Source organism: Phycicoccus avicenniae (genome assembly GCF_018139485.1).
Lineage (GTDB): Bacteria > Actinomycetota > Actinomycetes > Actinomycetales > Dermatophilaceae > Phycicoccus > Phycicoccus avicenniae.
Genome location: NZ_JAGSNF010000004.1, coordinates 293,736 through 314,952, shown reverse-complemented (window position 1 = coordinate 314,952; position 21,217 = coordinate 293,736). Strand labels below are relative to the sequence as shown.

Annotated in this window: 20 protein-coding genes; 14 read left to right on the top strand and 6 right to left on the bottom strand. The window is 73.8% G+C overall.

All coding sequences use genetic code 11. The features are described 5' to 3' along the window. The first annotated feature begins 184 nt into the window (after window positions 1–184). Window positions 185–514: a VOC family protein gene (locus KC207_RS05380; RefSeq protein WP_211601869.1), complete on the top strand. Its 330-nt coding sequence runs from the start codon at window positions 185–187 to the stop codon at window positions 512–514. A 3-nt stretch (window positions 515–517) separates the two neighbouring features. Here the strand turns inward: KC207_RS05380 and KC207_RS05375 are convergent, their stop codons facing one another. After that, complete coding sequence (locus KC207_RS05375) at window positions 518–1,201, bottom strand: Type 1 glutamine amidotransferase-like domain-containing protein (protein WP_211601868.1); 684 nt, start codon at window positions 1,199–1,201, stop codon at window positions 518–520. A 197-nt stretch (window positions 1,202–1,398) separates the two neighbouring features. Between KC207_RS05375 and mraY the strand changes: the two genes are divergently transcribed. Both mraY and KC207_RS05365 read left to right on the top strand, forming a co-directional pair. Next, entirely contained in the window at window positions 1,399–2,511 is a 1,113-nt protein-coding gene (gene mraY, locus KC207_RS05370; protein WP_211601867.1) for a phospho-N-acetylmuramoyl-pentapeptide-transferase, read from the top strand. Between the two features lie 44 nt (window positions 2,512–2,555). Further along, the gene (locus KC207_RS05365) at window positions 2,556–3,311 is read left to right on the top strand and encodes a transporter substrate-binding domain-containing protein (protein ID WP_249138570.1); all 756 of its coding nucleotides are present in this window, start codon (window positions 2,556–2,558) and stop codon (window positions 3,309–3,311) included. Here KC207_RS05365 and KC207_RS05360 read toward each other — a convergent pair. Next, on the bottom strand, window positions 3,287–4,228 hold the full coding sequence (locus KC207_RS05360) for a GlxA family transcriptional regulator (protein WP_211601865.1): 942 nt from the start codon (window positions 4,226–4,228) through the stop codon (window positions 3,287–3,289). The genes KC207_RS05365 and KC207_RS05360 overlap by 25 nt on opposite strands. 91 nt (window positions 4,229–4,319) lie before the next feature. On the opposite strand from KC207_RS05360, the gene KC207_RS05355 reads away from it, so the two are divergent. Together KC207_RS05355 and KC207_RS05350 are read left to right on the top strand one after the other, a co-directional pair. Then, the gene (locus KC207_RS05355; protein ID WP_211601864.1) at window positions 4,320–4,649 is read left to right on the top strand and encodes a hypothetical protein; all 330 of its coding nucleotides are present in this window, start codon (window positions 4,320–4,322) and stop codon (window positions 4,647–4,649) included. Between the two features lie 209 nt (window positions 4,650–4,858). Continuing rightward, window positions 4,859–5,473: a class I SAM-dependent methyltransferase gene (locus KC207_RS05350; RefSeq protein WP_211601863.1), complete on the top strand. Its 615-nt coding sequence runs from the start codon at window positions 4,859–4,861 to the stop codon at window positions 5,471–5,473. Between the two features lie 473 nt (window positions 5,474–5,946). Here KC207_RS05350 and KC207_RS05345 read toward each other — a convergent pair whose 3' ends face one another. The 3 genes from KC207_RS05345 to KC207_RS05335 all read right to left on the bottom strand — a co-directional run bounded on the left by KC207_RS05345 (window position 5,947) and on the right by KC207_RS05335 (window position 8,628). Further along, window positions 5,947–6,117, bottom strand: a complete 171-nt coding sequence (locus KC207_RS05345) for a hypothetical protein (protein ID WP_211601862.1) — start codon at window positions 6,115–6,117, stop codon at window positions 5,947–5,949. Between the two features lie 397 nt (window positions 6,118–6,514). After that, window positions 6,515–7,879, bottom strand: coding sequence for a replicative DNA helicase (gene dnaB, locus KC207_RS05340; RefSeq protein ID WP_211601861.1), 1,365 nt, complete (start codon window positions 7,877–7,879; stop codon window positions 6,515–6,517). 473 nt (window positions 7,880–8,352) lie between these two features. Continuing rightward, entirely contained in the window at window positions 8,353–8,628 is a 276-nt protein-coding gene (locus KC207_RS05335) for a DUF2277 domain-containing protein (RefSeq protein WP_211601860.1), read from the bottom strand. A 157-nt stretch (window positions 8,629–8,785) separates the two neighbouring features. On the opposite strand from KC207_RS05335, the gene KC207_RS05330 reads away from it, so the two are divergent. From KC207_RS05330 to KC207_RS05320, 3 genes are read left to right on the top strand one after another with little or no spacing between them, the layout of a single operon-like run. Further along, entirely contained in the window at window positions 8,786–10,774 is a 1,989-nt protein-coding gene (locus KC207_RS05330; protein WP_211601859.1) for a phosphatase PAP2 family protein, read from the top strand. A 20-nt stretch (window positions 10,775–10,794) separates the two neighbouring features. Next, entirely contained in the window at window positions 10,795–12,021 is a 1,227-nt protein-coding gene (locus tag KC207_RS05325; protein ID WP_211601858.1) for an acetyl-CoA hydrolase/transferase family protein, read from the top strand. A gap of 60 nt (window positions 12,022–12,081) precedes the next feature. Next, window positions 12,082–13,449 carry an MATE family efflux transporter gene (locus KC207_RS05320; RefSeq protein WP_211601857.1) on the top strand — a complete coding sequence of 456 codons (1,368 nt, stop codon included), beginning with the start codon at window positions 12,082–12,084 and terminating at the stop codon, window positions 13,447–13,449. A 145-nt stretch (window positions 13,450–13,594) separates the two neighbouring features. Here the strand turns inward: KC207_RS05320 and KC207_RS05315 are convergent, their stop codons facing one another. Next, window positions 13,595–15,133, bottom strand: coding sequence for a gamma-glutamyltransferase (locus KC207_RS05315; RefSeq protein ID WP_211601856.1), 1,539 nt, complete (start codon window positions 15,131–15,133; stop codon window positions 13,595–13,597). An 81-nt stretch (window positions 15,134–15,214) separates the two neighbouring features. On the opposite strand from KC207_RS05315, the gene KC207_RS05310 reads away from it, so the two are divergent. From KC207_RS05310 to KC207_RS05285, 6 genes are all read left to right on the top strand, one after another. Continuing rightward, the gene (locus KC207_RS05310) at window positions 15,215–16,012 is read left to right on the top strand and encodes an S-methyl-5'-thioinosine phosphorylase (RefSeq protein WP_211601855.1); all 798 of its coding nucleotides are present in this window, start codon (window positions 15,215–15,217) and stop codon (window positions 16,010–16,012) included. Next, a complete protein-coding gene (locus KC207_RS05305; protein ID WP_211601854.1) occupies window positions 16,012–17,418 on the top strand; it encodes an amidohydrolase family protein in 1,407 nt (468 codons plus the stop codon). The genes KC207_RS05310 and KC207_RS05305 overlap by 1 nt, the downstream gene beginning before the upstream one ends. Further along, window positions 17,415–17,915, top strand: coding sequence for a cupin domain-containing protein (locus KC207_RS05300; RefSeq protein WP_249138569.1), 501 nt, complete (start codon window positions 17,415–17,417; stop codon window positions 17,913–17,915). The genes KC207_RS05305 and KC207_RS05300 overlap by 4 nt, the downstream gene beginning before the upstream one ends. After that, window positions 17,912–18,670 (top strand): SDR family NAD(P)-dependent oxidoreductase, encoded by a 759-nt coding sequence (locus tag KC207_RS05295; protein WP_211601853.1) that lies wholly within the window; start codon window positions 17,912–17,914, stop codon window positions 18,668–18,670. Before KC207_RS05300 ends, KC207_RS05295 begins: the two co-directional genes overlap by 4 nt. A gap of 116 nt (window positions 18,671–18,786) precedes the next feature. Then, the gene (locus KC207_RS05290; protein ID WP_211601852.1) at window positions 18,787–19,887 is read left to right on the top strand and encodes a BMP family ABC transporter substrate-binding protein; all 1,101 of its coding nucleotides are present in this window, start codon (window positions 18,787–18,789) and stop codon (window positions 19,885–19,887) included. A 178-nt stretch (window positions 19,888–20,065) separates the two neighbouring features. Next, the gene (locus KC207_RS05285) at window positions 20,066–21,217 is read left to right on the top strand and encodes an ABC transporter permease (RefSeq protein WP_211601851.1); all 1,152 of its coding nucleotides are present in this window, start codon (window positions 20,066–20,068) and stop codon (window positions 21,215–21,217) included.

The window sequence follows — 21,217 nt, the reverse complement described above, 5'->3', positions numbered from 1 at the left end:
GGTGGGGAGTACCTTTTCAGCAATGAAAAGTTGGTGACCGCGGCGGGGCCCTCCGTCCCGCGCCGGTCATCGGGGCGTTGCCCCGTGTGGTGGGCCCTACGCAGGGGCTGGGGCCCACCACACTCCCCCTCTCCGGGCGGCCGTGCGGCCCCACGGGCACGGCCCGGGGCGTAGGTTGCCGGACATGCTGCGGATCGGGTCGCTCGTGATCAACGTCTCGGACACCGGGCGCTCCGGCGACTTCTGGGTCGGCGCTCTGGGGTACGAGCGCGGAGCGAACCCCGAGTTCCTCCACTCCCCCGACGGTTCCGGGCCGCGCCTGCACCTGGACACGACGGACCGCACCCACCTCGACCTGTGGACCGACAGCGCGGCGGAGCAGGCGGCCGAGGTCGACCGGCTCGTGGGGCTCGGAGCGAGCCGCGTCCCGTGGGACTACCCCGACGACGCGGACTTCGTCGTCCTCGAGGACCCGGGCGGCACGCTCTTCTGCGTCATCGACACCAGTCGCTGAGGCTCACGCCGTCCCCGCGCCCGGGCCCGGGAAGAACCGCCAGGTGCCGTCGGAGACGACCCGCGGCGGACCGCCGTCGACGACGAGGGCACTGCGGTCGTCGAGGGCGTAGGCCGGTCCGTCGAGGGCGGCGGCCCAGCGCTCGGCGGCGGCCATCGTGTTCTCCGGGAGGTCGGGGTTGTCGATGTGCGGGAAGACCGCGACGTCGACGATCCCGAGCGCCCGGTCCGCCCCGTCCGGGGGTGGCCAGCCGACGAACTCCTCGCCGACCTGCGGGGCCATCACCATCGTCCCGGCGCTGAGGCCGACCCAGACCCCGGGCAGGTCGGGCAGGAGGTCGACGAGACCGGACTCGCGCATCCAGTGCGCGAGGTAGAGGGCGTCGCCCCCGTCGACGAGCAGCACGTCGGCCGCCTCGACCCACGGCACCCATCGCTCCCGCGCGAGGCTCGGCAGCGCCGCGAGCTCGAGGATCCCGACCGAGCGCCAGCCGAGCTCGACCATCGGGGCCGGGGTGGTCCCGGTGACGAAGCGCCAGGCGTTGACCGGCGTCGTCCACGGGTGCCCGTAGGACGCCGTGGGGATGCACAGCGCGTCGCACTCCTCGAGGGGACGGCCGAGCAGGTCGACGAGGGTCGACCGGAGCAGCGGGGTGCTCACGCCCCCCGAGGTCAGCAGCATCTTCATCTCGTCCCCCTCCGTCGTGTCCGGACTCCGGCCCCGGCGCCACCGGGACCGCTCGCCAGACTAGGCCGACGGCGACCCTCCGGCGTGGCCCCCGGGCCCCCCTCGTGTCGGCGGACTACAGTCCGTGGTCGGTGCCGTCGCGGCATCCCCGGGGCGGGTACACGCCCCGCACCCCTCGCCGACGGACCGGGAGACCCATGGTCAACGTGATGCTCGCCGGGGGCCTGGCCCTCGTCGTGTCACTGCTCGGCACGCCCGCGTTCATCCGCTACTTCGTCGGGCGCGGCTGGGGGCAGCCGATCCACGACGACCTCGCCCTGCACCAGGTGAAGCGGGGCAAGCCGACGATGGGCGGCACGGTCATCATCGGGGCGACGCTCGTCGGATACCTCGGCTCGCATCTGCTGCTCCTGCTCTTCGACGCCACCGGCGTCCTCGGGGTGTCCCGGGGACGGCTGACGGTGGGCGCGGGTCTCGTCCTCTTCCTCCTCGTCGGGCTCGGGCTCGTCGGGTTCCTCGACGACTGGACGAAGATCCGCCGCGAACGCAACCTCGGGCTCACCTCGCGCCAGAAGCTCCTCGGGCAGTCGGTCGTCACCGTCGCCTTCGCCGCCCTCGCCCTGTGGACCCGGGACAGCGGCGGCCGGCCACCGGCGTCGACGGCGATCTCGTTCGTCCGCGACACCCCGGTCGACCTCGCTTTCGCCGGGCCGGTGCTCGGCGCGGTGCTCTTCCTCCTCTGGGCCAACCTGCTCATCACCGGCGCCTCGAACGGGGTCAACATCACCGACGGGCTCGACGGGCTCGCGACCGGTGCGGCGGTCATGGTCTTCGGTGCCTACACGATGATCAGCCTCTGGCAGCACAACGAGGCGTGCACCGTCGCCCCGGGGCCGGGGTGCTATCCGGTGGCGGACGCCCTCGACCTCGCCGTCGTCGCGGCGGCCGTCGCCGGGGCCTGCTTCGGGTTCCTGTGGTGGAACGCCTCCCCCGCCGCCATCATCATGGGCGACACCGGGTCGCTGTCGCTGGGCGCCGCGCTCGCCGGGCTGGCGATCCTGACCCGCACAGAGCTGCTGCTCGTGGTCCTGGGCGGGCTCTTCGTCATCGTCACCCTGTCGGTCATCATCCAGGTCGCGAGCTTCAAGCTGACCGGCAGGCGGGTGTTCAAGATCGCCCCGCTGCACCACCACTTCGAGATCGTCGGCTGGGGCGAGGTGACGATCGTGGTCCGGTTCTGGATCGTGTCGGGCATCTGCGTCCTCGCCGGGCTCGCCCTCTTCTACAGCGAGTGGTTCGCCAGCGGATGACGCCGTCGCCGGGCGGTCGCCGCGACCGATGGCAGGATCACGCCGTGGACATCACCGACGACCTGGCACCGACGGGCACCCTCCGCGCGGCGATCAACCTCGGCAACCCGGTCCTGGCCCAGGGCACCCCGGACGACCCGCGCGGCGTGACCGTCGACATCGCCCGGGAGATCGGGGCGCGACTGGGCGTCCCGGTGGAGCTTCGGTGCTTCGACGCCGCTCGCCTGTCCTTCGCGTCGATGGTCGACGGGGAGTCGGACGTCTGCTTCCTCGCCGTCGATCCCGCCCGCGAGGAGGAGGTGGCCTTCTCGGCGCCCTACGTCGTCATCGAGGGGGTCTTCGTGACCCGCGAGGACGGAGGTCCGACGACCGTGCCCGACGTCGACCGACCGGGTGTCCGGGTCGGCGTGAAGGAGGGGTCCGCGTACGACCTGTTCCTCACCCGCACCCTCGAACACGCCGAGCTCGTCCGCGGAGCGGAGGGCACGACGGTGTTCGAGACCGAGCGGCTCGAGGTCGGCGCGGGGATCCGGCAACCGGTCCTGGACCTCGCCGGGGGCCGTCCGGACCTGCGGGTGCTGGAGCCGGCGTTCATGGAGATCCGTCAGGCCGTGGGCACGACGCGCACGAGGTCGCCGCAGAGCGTCGCGTTCCTCGACGACGTCGTCGAGGAGCTGAAGCGGACCGGGTTCGTCGCCGAGTCCCTGGCGCGCTCCGGCCGCGCCGACGCGTCCGTCGCTCCGGCGGGGGGCGTGACGGGTCGGGTCGCGCCATCTCAGACGGCGAATCGGGACCGGTAGGCCGTCGGGCTCAGCTCGCGCACGCGCCGGACGTGGTGGCGCAGGGTCGCGGCGCTGCCGAAGCCGACGTCGCGGGCGACGGCGTCGACCGACAGGTCGGTCCGCTCGAGCAGCTGCTCGGCCCGTCGCACCCGCTGCTCGACGACCCAGGCGTGCGGGGTCATCCCGGTCTCCTGCCGGAAGCGGCGGGCCAGCGTCCGCTCGGAGAGTGCCGACCGGCGGGCGAGCGCCCGCACGCCGAGGTCCTCGTCGAGGTGCTTCGTCGCCCACTCGAGGAGCGGCGCGAGGCTCTCGGCGGCGGTCGGTACGACGGGGCGGTCGACGAACTGCGCCTGGCCGCCGTCGCGGTGCGGGGGGATGACGATGCGGCGGGCGGCGGCGGCGGCGTGCCGGCTGCCGAGCCGGTCGCGCACGAGGTGGAGCGAGGCGTCGAGGGCGGCCGCCGAGCCGGCGCCGGTGAGCACCGTCCCGTCGTGGACGTAGAGGACCTCGGGGCGGACGACCGCCTCGGGGTACTGCCGGCGCAGGAGGTCGGTGTAGCGCCAGTGCGTCGTGCACTCCCGCCCGTCGAGCAGGCCGGCGGCGCCGAGGGTGAAGGTCCCCGAGCAGTGCGCGAAGACGTCGCTGCCGCCGTCGTACGCCGCGCGGAGCATCTCGAGGACGGCCGGGTGGTCCGGCAGGTGGGGACGCCGGGACGTCATCGCGACGAGGTCGGCGCCGGCCGCCCAGTCCAGCCCTTCCGGCACGACGACGTCGACGCTGCGTCCGCGGACCACGCCGGGGGTAGCGGCACAGACGCGCAGGTCGAAGACGGGGTTGTCGTCCTCGGGGTGGTACGGCTCCCCCCACACCTCGACGATGCAGCCGAGACCGAACGCCTCGACCCCGTCCTGCACGACGACCGCCACCGTCTTCATCGTTCGCCTCCCGTCCGTTTGGCAGAAATCACACGATACGGGTCATATCTGCCACTCGCCAGGTCACAGGGCGCGGGAGAACGATGGATCCATGAGCTTCGGTGATGCCTTCGCCCCTCTCTGGACCGTCGGCACGATCGGCGTCTGGCTGGCCGCGGTCACGGTCGTCCTCGCGTGGTTCGGCACGTCGGCCGCGCCCCGGCACGAGCGGATGCGCTGGCGCGAGCTCGACGGACGGGGCCGGCTCGACCGGGTCCGCCGGGGCGCCGCCCGCCTCGCCGAGCTGCACCGGCGCGGACGCCCCGCGACCCCGTGGGCCGGGCCGGACGAGCGACCGCGCCCCGTGGCCGCCCCGTGCGACGACGAGGGTCCGGGCACGCCGGGCGACCGCACGTCCGACGGCTGCCGCCCGAACTCCTGACACCGGGCTCGGGGTCGGGGCCTGCCCGGAGCCTTCTCTGTGACGCCGAGCCTGCTTCGGCGTGATGAGCCCGCTGCAGGAGGCCCACCGCCACCTTCCCGGCTCGCCACGGCGACTCCGGCTCGACGCCACCTTCCTGGCTCGCCGCACGGTGGGCGACGATGGAGCCCGACCCGACAGCGGCGACGGAGCCCACGGACGGAGGTGCGATGGCACGGTACGGAACCCTCATGGCCCGCACCTACGACGTGCTGTCCGGAGAGCCGGTCTACGGCGTCGGCCGACGGGTCGCCGTCCGGGCGCTCGGCCTCCGGCCCGGCGACCGGGTCCTCGACGTCGGCTGCGGTACCGGGCTGAACCTCCCGCTGCTGCTCGACGCGGTCGGCCCCGAGGGGACGGTCGTCGGGCTCGACCGCAGCGCGGCGATGCTCCGTGTGGCGCGGCGCAAGGCCCGCGGCCACCCGTCGGTGCGGTTGGTGGCGGGGGACGCCGCGGACCCCGCGGCCCTCGACGAGGCGGCCGGCGACACCCCGTTCGACGCGGTCCTCGCGACCTACAGCCTGTCGCTCATGCCCGACCCGGCCGCTGTCTGGCGGGCGGTCCGCGGCGTCCTCGCCCCGACCGCCCGGGTGGCGGTCGTCGACATGGCCGTGCCGACCGGCCCGTGGGCGTGGGCCGCGCCGCTGGCCCGGGCCGCCTGCGCGCTCGGCGGCGCCGACATCGACGCCCATCCCTGGGAGGTCGTCGAGCGCGACCTCGCCGGCGTCCGATCCTGGAGCCGGCGTGGCGGGCACGTCCGGGTCAGCGTCGGCACCCTGCCCTGAGCCGAGGCGCCCGTCCTCGCTAGACGCCGACGACCATCGACTGTGCATCAGCAGCCGACTGTGCAAGGCGAATTCGCCTGCGTCCACAGTTGAGCTTTGCATCGCTCGCAGCCAGTCCCTCGTGGCCAACCGTCACGGGCCGAGAGGCCAAGGACGGTGCAAACCGAGCGGCATGCTTGACTGCAGAGGACACAGAGATGTTGGCCAAGCGGATGAGGAGCCGCTGCGAGGCGCTCACAGCACTTGCGTGGCACTCCGGGTCGAAGATGCCTGACAGGCCACCAGCCCCCAGGGAGACGATTGAAGGAGGTCCGGACCCGGGCAGTGGCGAACCTGGACGACGTGATCCATGAGGTCAGGGACCGGGCCGACCACGGTCACCTCCACCACAGCGTCCCCGTTCCTTCCGCTGCTTCTTCCGCCACGCCTCGTAGTCGAAGTCGTGCAAGAGCGCCGAAGGGGCCGGGTCAGGCCTAGTCCTGCCCGTAGCGCGGCCGGATGACCTCGGGCTTCGGTGCGCGGCCGAATCGCTTCCAGTCCATGGCGATGCCGATCGCGAGGATCACCAAGGCCCCGGCCGTCACGATCATCTGCTCCCGGCGCGTGTCCAGAAGAACGATGATGAAGAAGGCAATCACAGACATCACCGGAACCTGGCGCGAAGCGACAAATCGCATCCGGCTTCGCACATCCGTAGAAGTGTCCACACCCCACTCCTCCGCCCCCCAAGAGGCCCTGAGCCTCCCGGTGCACGAACTATGACAGGGCCGGGACGGTCACGCCACAGGAACGGAGCCCTCGCCCCAAAGTCCCTTTGACGGTCGCAAGACTGAGGCTTGTGACGTGGGTCTACGAGTCGTTGCGGGCCCAATGTGCTGACAGCGCGTTGTAGCCAGCAACTGGCCCTGGGGAGCTGTGGTCCGCTTGCGCCCTATCGCCCGCCATCGAATCGACTGACGTCCGTCCAGGTACCCCTCGACGATGAGGACGCGTCAGGACGCATTGTTCCCGCCCAGGATGCAAACTCTCTGGTCGTCGGCACTAGAAGCCGCCGTCCTTGGCCATGTTGTTGAACCGCGAGTAGTGCCCCTGGAAGGCGAGGACGAGGTCCTTCGTCGGCCCGTTCCGGTGCTTGGCGACGATGACGTCGGCCTCCCCCTCCCGCTCGACGTCGCCGCGGTCGCGGTGCAGGAGGATGACGACGTCGGCGTCCTGCTCGATCGATCCGGACTCACGCAGGTCGGACATCTGGGGGCGCTTGTCGGTGCGCTGCTCGGGGCCACGGTTCAGCTGGCTGATCGCGATGACGGGCACCTCGATCTCCTTGGCGAGCAGCTTCAGGGCCCGGGAGAACTCCGCGACCTCCTGCTGGCGCGACTCGACCTTCTTGCCGGACGTCATGAGCTGGAGGTAGTCGATGACGACGAGCTTGAGGTTGTGCTGCTGCTTCAGGCGCCGGCACTTGGCCCGGATCTCCATGAGCGACATGTTCGGGCTGTCGTCGACGAAGAGCGGGGCGTCGCTGATCTTGCCCATGATCCGCGCGAGCTTGTTCCACTGGTCCTGGTTCTTCAGGCCGCGGCGCAGGTCCTGGAGCTGGATTGTCGCCTCGGCGGACAGGATGCGCATCGTGATCTCGGTGCGGCTCATCTCGAGCGAGAACACGGCCGCGGCCATGTTGTGCTTGATCGCCGCCGCCCGGACGATGTCGATGCCGAGGGTCGACTTCCCGACCGCGGGGCGCGCCGCGACGACGATCATCTGGCCGGGGTGGAGGCCGTGGGTCAGCTCGTCGAGCTCGATGAACCCGGTCGGCACGCCGATGAGCTCGTCGGTCCGTCCCGAGGCGGCCTCGATCTCGGTGAGGGTCTCGTCGAGGATCTCGCCGAGAGCGTGGTAGTCCTCCCCGCCGCGCTTGTCGGCGACGCCGTACACCTCGGCCTGGGCCCGGTTGACGATGTCGTCGATGTCGCCCTCGCCCTGGGCGTACCCCATCTGGACGATGCGGGTGCCGGCCTCGACGAGGCGCCGCAGCACCGCCCGCTCGTGGACGATCTCGGCGTAGTAGCCGGCGTTCGCGGCGGTCGGGACGGACTGGATGAGCTGGTGGAGGTAGGCCTGGCCGCCGACCCGGGCGAGGTCGCCCCGCTTGGACAGCTCGTCGGCGACGGTGATCGCGTCGGCGGGCTCACCGCGTCCGAAGAGGTCGAGGACGGCGTCGAAGATGGCCTCGTGCGCCGGGCGGTAGAAGTCCTGGGCCTTGACCTCCTCGAGGCAGTCGGCGATGGCGTCCTTGTCGAGGAGCATCGAGCCGAGGACCGACTGCTCGGCACCGAGGTCCTGGGGAGGGACGCGCTCGTCCGGGGGCTCCGGAGGGGCGGAGAACCCGATCTCGGCGATGCTCACCCGACAACCCTTCCGACGACGCGACGACGACCACGACACCCACTGCGACCCGGCGACCCCACCGGTGCCGGAGAGTCCACCAGGGGCCACCGACAGCGGGTCCGCCGGGTAACCGTAGGTCGCCCCCGGGGACCCCTCCAACCCGGACGGGGCACATCGGCCGAACGGCTGGGGACAGCCTGTGGACGAGCGGTGGAAAACGCCCGGGCCGGTTGTGCACCGTCGGTGGGTAACCCTGTGGACGAGCGTCACGGACCGTCCTCGTCGAGGCGCTGACCTGCAGGTTCACCATCCACCGGATGTGCACACGAGAAAGTGTCGGGCGTGTTGCCGTCCACAGGGCGCGACACCGTTCGGCCGACCCCGCGGAGCGGTGCCCGGCCCGCGACAGCGCCGCACCGCCGCCCTGGGCGCTCCCGCGCGTCCCACCTGCGGCGACGCCCCGGCGACCCCCGATGACGACGCGCGGGTCCTCAGCCCGTGCGGCCGTACCGCTCGGCGGCCCGGGCCCGCGCCTTGGCCGCCTCGACCTCGCGGTCCTTCGGCGGTGCCGCCGTCGTGAGCCCGTCGAGCAGGCGCCGCGTCACCTCGGCGACCTCGTCGACGGCCCGCGCGAAGGCCTCCTCGTTGGCCTGCGACGGCCTCGTCGACCCACTGACCTTGCGGACGTACTGCAGCGCGGCGGCCCGCACCTCGTCGGTCGTCGCGGGGGGCTCGAAGTTGTGGAGCTGACGGATGTTGCGGCACATGCCGACCACGGTAGGGCGCGGACGTGTCCGGTGCGGTCCGCGAGCGCGGCCCCCGGCGACGGGCGCCGGTATGAGGCGCCGGTATCAGCACCTCCCACCGCCGCCTCCTGGCTCCATCGGGGGCGACGCATCGGCCTCCGCGACGAAGGAGGCCAGCATGACCCTCTCGATCGGCCGTCCCGTCCCGGACTGCCACGACCGCCGGGACGCCGCGGCCACCCGCCGCGCCGCCCTCACCGCCGCCGCCGGCGGACGCGGGGACGGCGTCACCCGCCCCAACGGCGAGGAGACCCACTACGACGACCACGCCCTGAGCTTCCACAAGACGCTGCCGCACGACCCGACCGGCGCCGTCCACCGGCCGAGCCACGCCGCGATGGTGCGGGCCGTCACCCGGCACGACGAGGGCGCCCTCGAGACCCTCCCCGTGGGCCGCAACCGCACCGGCTCGGGCGCCACCCCCGAGGACCCGCCCCGCTACACGACCGGTGCCCCGAGCCCGACGACCTACCGCAGGCTGACCAGCCCGCTCACCGGCCACGTGTACGACGTCGAGGGAGCCGACGCCGGCGCGTTCGCCATCGCCCCGGCGCCGCTCCTGGCCACCGACGAGCTCGCCGCCGAGATGGCCGAGCTGTACGCGATGGCGCTCCTGCGGGACGTCCCCTTCACGGCCATCGCGGACGAGTCCGGCCCGGACGTCACCGCGATCCGCCAGGAGCTGGACTCGATGCCCTTCCTCGCGGGGACGGCGACGCCCCGGACCCGGGCCGGCCGGAACCACCTCGCGGGACGCGCCCCCGTCGTCACCGGGGCCGACCTCTTCCGCGGCTCCACGCCGGGCTCGCGGAGCGGGCCGTGGCTCTCGCAGTACCTCCTCGTCGGGTCGGACAACAGCGCGGCCACGGTCGAGGGCGCGGTCGGGAACTCGGCGGCGTCGACGTTCCCCGGGGAGCGGGCGAACCTCTCCGAGGAGGACGGGTTCGTCCTCTTCGGCACCCAGGTCGTCGACCAGCGCAGCATCGTCGCGGTGGAAGGCGTCGACTGGATGACGACGTGGGCCTCGTGGCTGGACTGCCAGAACGGTGTCGACTTCAACGGCCTCGACGTCTTCCGGCCCGATCGCCGGTTCCTCACGACGCCCCGCGACGTCGCGACGTACGTCCACTACGACGCGCTCTACCAGGCCTACCTCGTCGCCTGCCTCATCATGCTCGCCGACGGGACGCGGTTCCCGAAGGACCCGGGGCTCCCCGAGTCCGACAGCAGGACCCGGTCCGCGTTCGCGTCCTTCGGCGGGCCGCACGTCCTCGCGCTCGTCACCGAGGTGTCGAGCCGAGCCCTCAAGGCGGTGTGGCGGCAGAAGTGGATGCACCACCGCCGGGCCCGCCCCGAGGTGGTCGCGGCGCTGCTCACCCTCAACGCGACGGCGGACGCCGCGACCCACCTGCCGCAGCAGGACCTGCGCGACGCCCTCGACGAGCTGCGGGGGAAGATCCCGCCCGGGCTCCTGGCCCGGGTGAGCGCGCACAACGCGGCGCAGAACGCCCGGACCGACGGCCACGTCGTGCAGGACGCCGCCGCGGCCGCCGGGCTGCCCACGATCGAGGACTCGGCGAACTTCCTCCTCCCGATGGCCTTCCCCGAGGGCTCGCCGACGCACCCCGCCTACGGAGCGGGGCACGCCACGGTCGCGGGCGCGTGCGTCACCGTCCTCGAGGCGATGTTCGACATGCACGACGCGGACGGGTCGGCGCGCGCCTGGCCGTACCCGGCCTTCGTCGCGGAGCCGGACGCCGACGGGACGGCCCACCTCGCGCCCGCCTCGCCGCAGCCCACGCCGGGGCTGACCGTGCAGGGTGAGCTCGACAAGCTGGCGGCGAACATCTCCATCGCCCGGAACATCGCCGGGGTGCACTACTTCACCGACTACTACGAGTCGGTCCGGCTCGGCGAGCGGGTCGCGACCTCGATCCTCGAGGAGCAGCTCGGGATGTACGCGGAGCCGGTCTCGGTGTCCTTCACGAGCTTCGACGGCGACACGGTCGAGGTCGTCGCCGACGGCTCGCTCGCCCAGGTCCGGGTCCGCGACGCCGACGGGGACCCGGTGACCGCCGCCGACTGGTTCGGCCGCTACTCCTCCTGAGCATCGGGGACGATGGGGTCATGCGGACGGTGACCCCGGAGGAGCTCGGACGCCACCTCGCCGCGTTGCCGGACACCCCACGGGTCGTCGTGTCCGGCAACGCGGCGATGCCGTGGGAGGCGGTGCGGGTGCTCGACGCCGCCCGGGAGCGGTACGTCCTGCACGCCCTCAACGCCCCGGCCGGGGTCCCCGACCGGCCCGGGGTCGTCGCCGAGACGTGCTTCGTCGGCCCGGGGATGCGCCACCACCGGAACCTGTCCTACGTCCCGAGCCGGCTGTCGATGGTGCCGCTGCTCCTCGGCGGACCGCTCGCCCCCGACGTCGTCGTCGTGCACTGCGCGCCACCGCGTGACGGGATGCTGTCGCTCGGCATCGAGGTCAACGTCCTGCCCGCCGCGCTCGAGGCGTGCCGGGTGCGGTCCGGGACCGTCGTCGCGGTCGTCAACGACCGGATGCCCTACACGCTCGGCGACGCCCTCGTGCCGCTCGACGCGGTCGACCTCGCCGTCGAGGTGCCGGCCGACCTGCCCGTCCACACCCCGCTCGCGCCGGACGACGACAGCCGGCTCATCGGGGAGCGCGTCGCCGCCCGGGTCGGCGACGGGGCGACCTTGCAGGCCGGCATCGGCGGCGTCCCCGACGCGACGCTCGCCGCCCTGCGCGACCGGCGCGGGCTGCGGGTCTGGACCGAGATGTTCTCCGACGGCGTCCTCGCCCTCGACCACGCCGGCGCCCTCGACCCCGACCACCCGCTCACGACGTCCTTCGCGTTCGGCACCGAGGAGCTCTACGCCTGGCTCGACGGCAACCCTCGGCTGCGGATGACTCGGACCGAGGTGACGAACGACCCCGGGACGATCAGCCGGCAGCGCGCGATGACGTCGGTGAACACCGCGCTCGAGGTCGACCTCTTCGGGCAGGCCAACGCCTCGCGGATCGACGCGCGGATCCACTCCGGCTTCGGCGGGCAGACCGACTTCGTCGTCGGCGCCCTGCACTCGCCCGGCGGGCAGGCGGTCATCGCGTTGCGGTCCTGGCACCCCAAGGCCGACGTCTCGACCGTCGTGCCGCTCCTCGACGAGCCGGTGACGAGCGTCCAGCAGAGCGCCGTCGTCTCCGAGCACGGCACCGCCGAGCTCCTCGGTCACGACCAACGCGACCAGTGCCGCCGGCTCGTCGAGCACGTCGCCCACCCCCGGGTGCGGGACGAGCTGTGGGAGGAGGCCCGCGGCCTCGGGCTCGCCTGAGGACCCGGACGGTGGTCCGACCGGCGGGCCGTGGGGCGGTCGTCGCCGCCGTCGGGTTCAATGCCTGACGTGGGCGAGACGCGGGAGGTGGGACAGCACCGGGAGGTGCTCCGCCTCGCCGTCCCCGCGTTCCTCGCGCTCGTCGCCGAGCCGCTCTTCCTCCTCGTCGACTCCGCGATCGTCGGCCGGCTCGGGGTCGCCCCGCTCGCCGGCCTCGGGGTGGCGAGCGCCGTCCTGCTCACCGCCGCCAACGTGTTCGTCTTCCTCGCCTACGGCACGACGTCGGTCGTCGCCCGCCAGCTGGGGTCAGGCTCCCGCTCCGGTGCGATCTCGGCGGGCATCGACGGGACGTGGCTCGCCGTGGCCCTCGGGCTCGTCACGACGGCGGTCGTCGCCGTCGGCGCGCGGGACCTGGCCGGCCTGTTCGGGGCCTCCGACGCCGCCCTCGAGCAGGCGGCGACCTACCTGCGGGTGTCGGCGTTCGGCCTCCCCGGCATGCTCGTCGTCCTCGCGACGACCGGGGTGCTGCGCGGGCTGCAGGACACCCGCACCCCGCTCGTCGCGGCGGTCCTCGGGTTCTCCGCAAACGCCGGGCTCAGCTGGTGGTTCGTCCACGGGCTCGGCTGGGGCATCGCCGGGTCCGCCTGGGGCACCGTCATCGCCCAGACCGGGATGGCCGTGGCGCTCGTCGTCGTCCTCGTCCGGGAGGCCGCGCGGACCGAGGTGACCCTGCGGGCGCACCCCGGGCGGGTGCTCGCGGCGGCCCGGGGCGGGGTGCCGCTGCTCGTGCGGACGCTCGCGCTGCGCGGGGCCCTGCTCGTCACGACCTGGGTGGCGGCCGGGCTCGGCGACGTGCCGCTCGCGGCGTACCAGGTGACGGCGACGGTCTGGTCCTTCCTCGTCTTCGCCCTGGACGCCATCGCGATCGCCGCGCAGGCCATCACCGGTCGGGCGCTCGGGGCCGGGGACCTCGCGACGACGAGGTCGGCCACCCGGCTCATGGTCCGGTGGGGAGTCGTGTCCGGCATCGTCGTGGGCATCGTGCTCCTCGGGGTGCGTCCCTGGCTCGGACCGCTCTTCACCCCCGACGCCGCCGTGCAGGCCGCGATCGCCGCGGGTCTCGTCGTCGTCGCCCTGTCGCAGCCGCTGTCCGGGTTCGTCTTCGTCGTCGACGGTGTCCTCATCGGTGCCGGGGACGGGGCGTGGCTGGCGCGGGCCATGGTCGTGAACCTCGTGCTCTACCTGCCGCTGGTCCTCGGGGTGCACCTCGCCGGCGACTGGCTGCTGCAGGGTGGGTCCGCGACGGGCACGAACGACGCCGTCATGTGGCTGTGGGTCGCGTTCACCGCCTTCATGGCGATCCGCGGCACCCTCATGTGGCTGCGGGTGCGGACCGACCGGTGGATGGTCACGGGCGCCACCCGCTGACGTCGCCGGGCCCGGCCAGACCTCTCCGACCGCTGCCGACGTCGCCGGGCCATGCCGACCTCGCCGGATCATGTCGCCACAACACCAGGGCTCGGCGATCTCGACGTCGTCCGACGAGAGCGACAGTGGCGGGAGAGGTCTGGCGTCAGTCCGGGAGGACGGCGACGGCGGCCTCGCGACGGGGGTCACCGGCGGCCTGGAGCATCCCGTCCTCGCGCCGGTACGCCGCCCCGACGCCGCCGAAGTACATCGACGTCTCGCCGTGGTCGGTCGAGGCCAGCCCGGACGCCACGACCGCGGCCGCGATGGCGGGGTCCGACTCGTGCTCGACGACCGCCGCGCCGTCGTCGGCGAAGCGCACGTGCACCCGCGGCGCCGCGATCGCCTCCTGCAGGTCGGCTCCTCGCAGGCACCCCTGGCCGAGGACCTGGGCGAGGGCCGTCGTGATCCGGTCGGCCCCCGGGGACCCGACGGCGATGACCCGACCGTCCCCGGTCCGCCCGGTCGTCGGCGCCATGTTCGAGGCGAGCCGCGTGCCCGGCTCCAGCCGGTGCAGCCCGAGCCGGTTGAGCTCGGGCTCCCCGAGCGCGTTGTTGAGCAGCATCCCGGTCCCCGGCACCGTGATCCCCGCGCCGTAGCCCGCCGACATCGTCACCGCGCACGCCAGCCCGTCCGCGTCGACCGCCGACACGTGCGCCGTCGACGCCGACGTCGGCAGCCCGGCGAGCCCCAGCCGCTCGACGGACGCCAGCAGCGCGTGCCCTGCGGCGTCGAGGTCGGTCGCGACGTCGTGCACCTCCAGCCGGTACCGCAGCACCGCCTCCTGGACCTCGAGGACGTCCGACCAGTCGTACGTCCCCCGCCGGGCGAGCTCGCCGAGCATCACCGCGAGCATCGGCCCGCCCACCGACGGCGGCGGGTTGAGCGCGAGGTCCCACGCCCCGACCTGCCGGCGGACCGGGTCGCGCGGGAGCACCCGGTAGGCCGCGAGGTCGTCTGCGGTGACGAGCCCGCCCCGTGCGGCCATGTCCCGGGCCATCGCCAGCCCGACCTCACCCGTCGTGAGCACCGCGGCCCCGAAGCGCCCGACGAGGTCGAGGACGTCGGCGAGCGCCCCGTTCGTCACCGTCTCCCCCACGGTCACCGGGGTCCCGTCGGCCCGCGTGACGAGCGCGAGCGCCTCCGGGTCCTCCCCGAAGAGCACCTCCCCGACGAACCCGAGGTAGCGCGCCGCCGCCCCGTTGACGGGGTATCCCTCTCGGCAGGCCGCGGCCGCCGGGGCGACGACCCCGGCCCACCCGGAGGCCCCCGACGCCCCGAACCGCCGGACGGCCTCCTCGCAGGCGAGGGCCGCCCCCGGCGTCGCGACCGACCCGTGCCCGGCGAACATCGTCACCCCGCCCCCGTAGGCGGTGAAGACCTCGCGGACGCCGCCGCCGAACGCCGACGCCTCCAGCCCGCGCCCGGGCATCTCGACGTTGCCGTCGAGGACGACCGGGTCGCCGTCCGCCGGCCACACCGACACGAACGCCCCGCCGGCGAGCGAGACGATCCCCGGCTCGGACGCCATCGCCGCGACGGCGGCCGCGACGGCGACGTCGACGGCGTTCCCGCCCGCGCCGGCGACGGCCCGCCCGGCATCGAGCGAGACCCTGCCGGTCGCCGCGAGCGCCACCTCAGCCATGCCCGCATCCTGCCAGCCGCCCGCCGCGGCTCCCTGACTCGTCTCGCCGCCCCCGCACGGCTACGGGTAGCGTTGCGGGGCATGACCCGTCCGCCGCTCGCCGTCGTCGCCGGGACCGGGTTCTACGACCTCGACGCCCTCCAGGACCCCCGCGAGGAGACCGTCACCACACGGTTCGGTGACGCCCGCGTCGTCCACGGAGCCTGGCACGGCCTGCCCGTCGTCTTCCTCACCCGGCACGGTTCCGGCCACTCCGTCCCGCCGCACCTCGTGAACTACCGCGCGAACATCCGCGCCCTCGCCGACCTCGGGGTGCGCGACGTCCTCGCCGTCAACGTCACGGGCTCGATCGACCCGGAGCTCGCCCCCGGGGACCTGCTCTGCCTCGACGACTTCGTCGACTTCACGAAGCAGCGGCCGCTCACCTTCTTCGACGGCTCGACCCGCGAGGGGGTCGTCCACACCGACGTCTCCGCCGCGTACGACCCGGACCTGCGCCGCGAGGTGCTCGCCGCGGCGGCCACCGCGGGCGAACCGATCCGCGACGGCGGGGTGTACGCGGCCTTCGAGGGGCCACGCTTCGAGACCGCGGCCGAGATCCGGCTCGCCCGGCTCGCCGGCGGCGACGTCGCAGGGATGACCGGGGTCCCCGAGGTCACCCTCGCCGCGGAGGCCGACCTGCGCTACGCCGCCATCTCGCTCGTCGTCAACCCCGCGACGGGGGTCGGCGACGCGACGGAGCCGATCACGATGGCCGAGATCGAGGCCGTCCTCGCGCGCTCCAGCACCGCGGTCCTCGCGATCCTCGACGCGCTCGTCGCCGCCCGCGCCGCCGCACCGGACCCGGCCCCCGACCCAGCCCCGGAGGAGGAGGCCTGATGGCCACCGTCGTCATCGAGAGCGTCTCGTACGTCGTCACCGTCGACGACGCCGACACCGTCCTGCGGGACGTCGACGTCGTCGTCGAGGACGGCGTCGTCACCCGGGTCGGCGACGAGCGGGACGGCGGCGAGCTCGCCGGCGGGGCGGACGGCTCCGCGGCGACCGTGCCCTCGGACGACGTCACCGTCCTCGACGGACGGGGCCGGCTCGTCATGCCGGGCCTGGTCAACCTGCACACCCACCTGCCGATGACCCTGCTGCGCGGCCTCGCCGAGGACGTCGACCTCCAGGGCTTCCTCACCCGGGTCTGGGCCGCCGAGGGCGCGGTCATGGACCCGGACACCGTCGAGCTCGGGGCCACGCTCGGTGCCCTGGAGTCGTTGCTCGGGGGCTGCACGACCCAGCTCGACATGTACTTCCACCACGACGCCGCCCACCGCGGCGCCGTCGCGGCCGGCAGCCGGCACGTCATCGGCCCGGTCTTCATGGACGGCCCGGGCCCGGACGGCCTCGCCTGGGAGGAACGGATCGCCCTCCTGCGGGCGTGGCGCACCGGCCTGCTCGACATCGGCGGCCCCGAGGTCCCGCTCCCCGCGATGCCGCACGCGACGTACACCTGCTCCCCCGAGCACCTCGCCGAGGTCGCCCTCGTCCTGCGCGAGGTCGCCGCCCAGCCCGCGCCCGGGTCGCCCGCGGCGATGCCGCTGCTCACGACGCACGTGTCGGAGAACGCCGCCGAGAACGCCGACGTCCGCGAACGGTACGACGCGACGCCGACCGAGATCCTCGACCGCGCGGGCTGGCTCGCCGGCGACGTCCCCTTCGTCGCCGGTCACGGCGTCCACACGAGCCCGTCCGACCACGAGCTGCTCGTCGCCGGGGGCGGGGCCGTCGCGCACTGCGCGGGCTCGAACCAGAAGCTCGCGAGCGGGGCCCTGCACTGGGAGCAGGTCCGCGGCGCCGGGGTGCGTCTCGGCATCGGCACCGACGGGTGCTCGTCCTCGAACGACCTCGACATGTGGCAGGCGATGCGCCAGGCCGCCCTCCTCGCGCGGCTCACGAGCGGCCGTCCCGACGTCGGCAGCGCGCACGAGGTGCTCCGGGCGGCGACGATCGACGGCGCCCGCGCCCTCGGGCTCGGCGGCAGCATCGGGTCGGTCGAGGCCGGCAAGCGGGGCGACCTCGTCGTCCTCGACCTGCGGGCCCCGCACCTCACCCCGGTGCACGACGTCACCGCTCTCCTCGTCTTCGCCGCCGGCCGCTCCGACGTCGAGCACGTCCTCGTCGACGGCGAGCTCGTCGTGCGGGACCGGCGCAGCACGCGGCTCGACACCGCCGACGTGCTCGCCCGCGCCGCCGAGCGTGGCGCGCTCGCCCGCGCCGCCGCCGAGGACGCGTCGTGAGCGAGGTCCCGGAGATCCCGTCCGTCGAGCCACCCGAGGAGAGCGCCGCCGAGGTCGTCGAGCGCCTCGGCATGGTCCCGATCCCCGAGGAGGGCGGCTTCTACGTCGCGGGGCCCCGGACCCAGGCCCTCAACGGGATCACCGTCCTGCTCACCGACCAGGCGGACGGCTTCTCGGCGATGCACCGCCTCGCCGTCGACGAGGGCTGGCAGTGGCTCGGCGGCGCCCCCGCGGCCCTGCTGCGGCTGCGCCCCGGGGGCAGCGGGGTCCTGGGCTACCTCGGCGCCGAGCACCCGCAGGTCCTCGTCCGTCGCGGCACGTGGATGGGGGCGACGCCGCTCGGGTACTGGACCCTGCTGTCGTGCTGGTGCGCCCCCGCGTTCCGACCCGAGCACTTCGAGCTCGGCGACCGGGACGCCCTCACCACCGAGTACCCGCAGTTCGCGACGGAGATCGCGACGCTCACGCGCGACCGCCCCGTCGGCCGGATGCGATGACCGCCCTCGTCACCGGCGCGAGCGGCGGGCTCGGCGCCGCCGTCGCGCTCGCCCTCGCCGACGCCGGGCACGACGTCGCCGTCCACTACCGCGGGGACGAGGCCGGCGCCCGGGACGTGGCCGCCGCCGTCGCCGCCCGTGGGCGCCGCGCGAGCACCCTGCAGGCCGACCTCGACGTGCCGCTCGACACCCCGCAGGCCCTCGACGCCGCGTGCGCGGGCCTCCTCGACCGCTGCGCCGACGACCTCGGGACCCCCGACGTCGTCGTCCTCAGCGCGTTCCCCCAGCACCAGCAGGGGTGGTCCGACCTCGACGCCGCCGCCTGGGACGGCTACCACCGTGCCGGGCTGCGGCCCACCGCCGTCCTGCTCCGGCAGGCGACGGACCGGATGGGCCCGGGCGGCGCGGCCGTCGTCGTCGGGTCCATCGAGGGCCTGCGGGCCGCCCCCGGCCACGCCGCGTACGCCGTCGCCAAGGCCGCCCTGCACCACCTCGTCGCCGCCGCGGCCCACGAGGTCGGTCCGCGTGGGGTCCGGGTCGTCGGCGTCGCCCCGGGCCTGGTCGACCGGGAGGGGCTCGAGGACGCCTGGCCGGACGGCGTGGCGAGGTACCGCGCCACCGCCTCGCTCGGCCGTCCGGTGACGGCCGCCGAGGTGGCCGGGACGGTCGCGTTCCTCGCCTCGCCCGTCGCATCCGGCATCACCGGCACCACCGTCACCATCGACGCCGGATGGTCCGCCGCACCCGGGTGGTGAGTCCTCCCGAACCCGTCGGTAACGGCTGCGTCACAACTGCGAGCCACGTCCTGAGGGCGCCGGATCTGGACGTAGCATCTGCACGTCTCACCCGACGTTCCACGAGGAGATCCTCCATGAAGTCCACGCGTTACCTCGTCGCGGTCCCCGCGGCGCTCGCCCTGGCCCTCGCGGGCTGCGGCGGCAGCACCGGCACCTCCGGCGCCGGGGGCGACACCGGCTCGGACACGGGCTCCGGCGACACCGCCGGCTACTCGACCGACGACTCGAACTGCGCCGACGAGGAGGTCTTCTGCATCGGCCTCGTCACCGACACCGGCAACGTCGACGACAAGTCCTTCAACCAGTCCGCCCACGAGGGCGCGGAGGCCGCGGCCACCGAGCTCGAGGGCGTCTACAAGTACATCGAGACCCAGGACGCGAAGGACTACGCCGCGAACATGGCGCAGTTCACGGACAACTCCTACGACGCGATCGTCACGGTCGGCTTCCTCATGACCGAGGCCACCGTCGCCGCCGCCGAGGAGAACCCCGAGACCAAGTTCATCGGCGTCGACCAGGGCTACCCCGAGGGCACCGAGCTGACGAACCTCACCGGCCTGATCTTCCCGGAGGACCAGGCCGGCTACGCCGCGGGCTTCCTCGCCGGTCTCATGACCGAGACCGACAAGCTGGGCCAGGTCCTCGGCCAGGAGATCCCGCCGGTCCAGAAGTTCGCGAAGGGCTTCGAGAACGGCGCGAAGGCCGCGAACGACGCGGTCTCGGTCCAGACCGTGTACCACCCCGCCGGCGACAACGCCTTCAACGACCCGGTGTGGGGCGCCGGCGAGGCCCGCAAGCAGCTGGCCCAGGACGTCGACGTCGTCTTCGGCGCGGGCGGCAACACCGGCAACGGTGCGCTCCAGGAGGTCGCCAAGGCCGACGGCGCCGGTGAGAGCGTCTACTGCATCGGTGTCGACACCGACCAGTGGGACACCGTCCCGCAGGCCCAGCCGTGCCTCATCACCTCGGCGATGAAGCTCATCACCAAGGGCGTCACCGACACCCTCATGACCGCCGAGTCGGGCGAGTTCGAGGGCGTCCAGACGGTCGGCGAGGCCGGCATCGCGCCCTACCACGACTTCGAGGACACCATCCCCGACGACGTGAAGAGCCAGGTCGAGGAGATCGTCGCCCAGCTCCAGGACGGCTCGCTGGAGACCGGCGTCACCCTCTGACCCGTCCCGACGGTCACCCCGGGTGACCGGCCGACCCCGAGGGGGCGGGCATCCGCTCGGATGCCCGCCCCCTCACCACGTCCCCATCCCTCCCGGCGCCCACGTGAGCCGCCGGGCCTCCCTTCCGCCCGCGTGACCCGACCGGCACACTGTGGGCACCCCGAGCCATTGGAGAGGCATGTCCGACACGAGAACCGAAGAGGCGCCCCCGCCGTCCGACGGAGGACCCCGCGAGCCGGAGGCGCCGAAGGACCGCGCCGGGCTGCTCGCCTACCTCATCGGCCACCAGAGCGGCGTCGTCATCGTCGTCGCCCTCGTCATCGCGCTGCTCATCGGCGCCGCCCTCATCCGCTACCAGGGCGTCAACCCCTGGTACGCCTACGAGGTCCTGCTGCGCGGGGCCCTCGTCAACGACGGCGCGCTGACCCGCACCCTCCAGAAGACGGCCCCCCTGGTCCTCACCGGGCTCGCCGTCGTCCTGCCGCTGCGGGTCGGCCTGTTCAACATCGGCGCCCAGGGCCAGCTGCAGCTCGGGGCGATCTTCGGCGCCTGGGTCGCGTACGTCGCCGGCGGTGCCGGGTTCCTCGGGGCCGTGCTCGGGATGCTCGTCGGGATCGTCTTCGGCTCGGTCGTCGGGCTGCTCGTCGGCGTCCTCAAGGCCTACCGCGGCGTCCACGAGGTCATCTCGACGATCATGCTCAACTACATCGTCGCCGGGGTGACGTTCTGGCTCGTCGTCGGGCCGCTCCAGGGCGAGTCCTCGCGCACGAGCGGCATCCCGCAGACCGAGAGCATCCCCGAGGCCGCCCGGCTCGACACGGTCGCCGGCGTCCCCGTGGGGTTCGCCGTCGCCGTCGTGCTCGCCGCCGTCTGCTGGTGGGTGCTCGGCCGGACGACCTTCGGCTTCCGGTTCAACACCGTCGGCGCGAACAAGGAGGCCGCCCGCTACGCCGGCGTCCCGATCAACCGCGTCGTCGTGCTCTCGATGCTCGCCGGTGCCGGGCTCGCCGGTCTCGCCGGGGCCCTCGAAGCGCTCGGCACGCTGCACCGCTTCGAGCCGGCGATCGTCGGCTCGCTCGGCTTCGACGGCATCACGATCGCCCTCCTCGCCCGGGCCAACCCGCTCGCGACGATCCCCGCCGCGTTCCTCGTCGGCATCCTGCGCACCGGCGCCGCCGGGCTGCAGTTCCAGACCGGCATCGCCCCGGAGATCGTCGACCTGCTCCTCGCCCTCATCCTGCTCATGGTCTCGATCCCGGTCCTCGGGAAGTGGCTGTTCCGCAGCCGCGCCGACAAGCAGTCCGTCGCGACGACGAGCTGGGGGAACTGA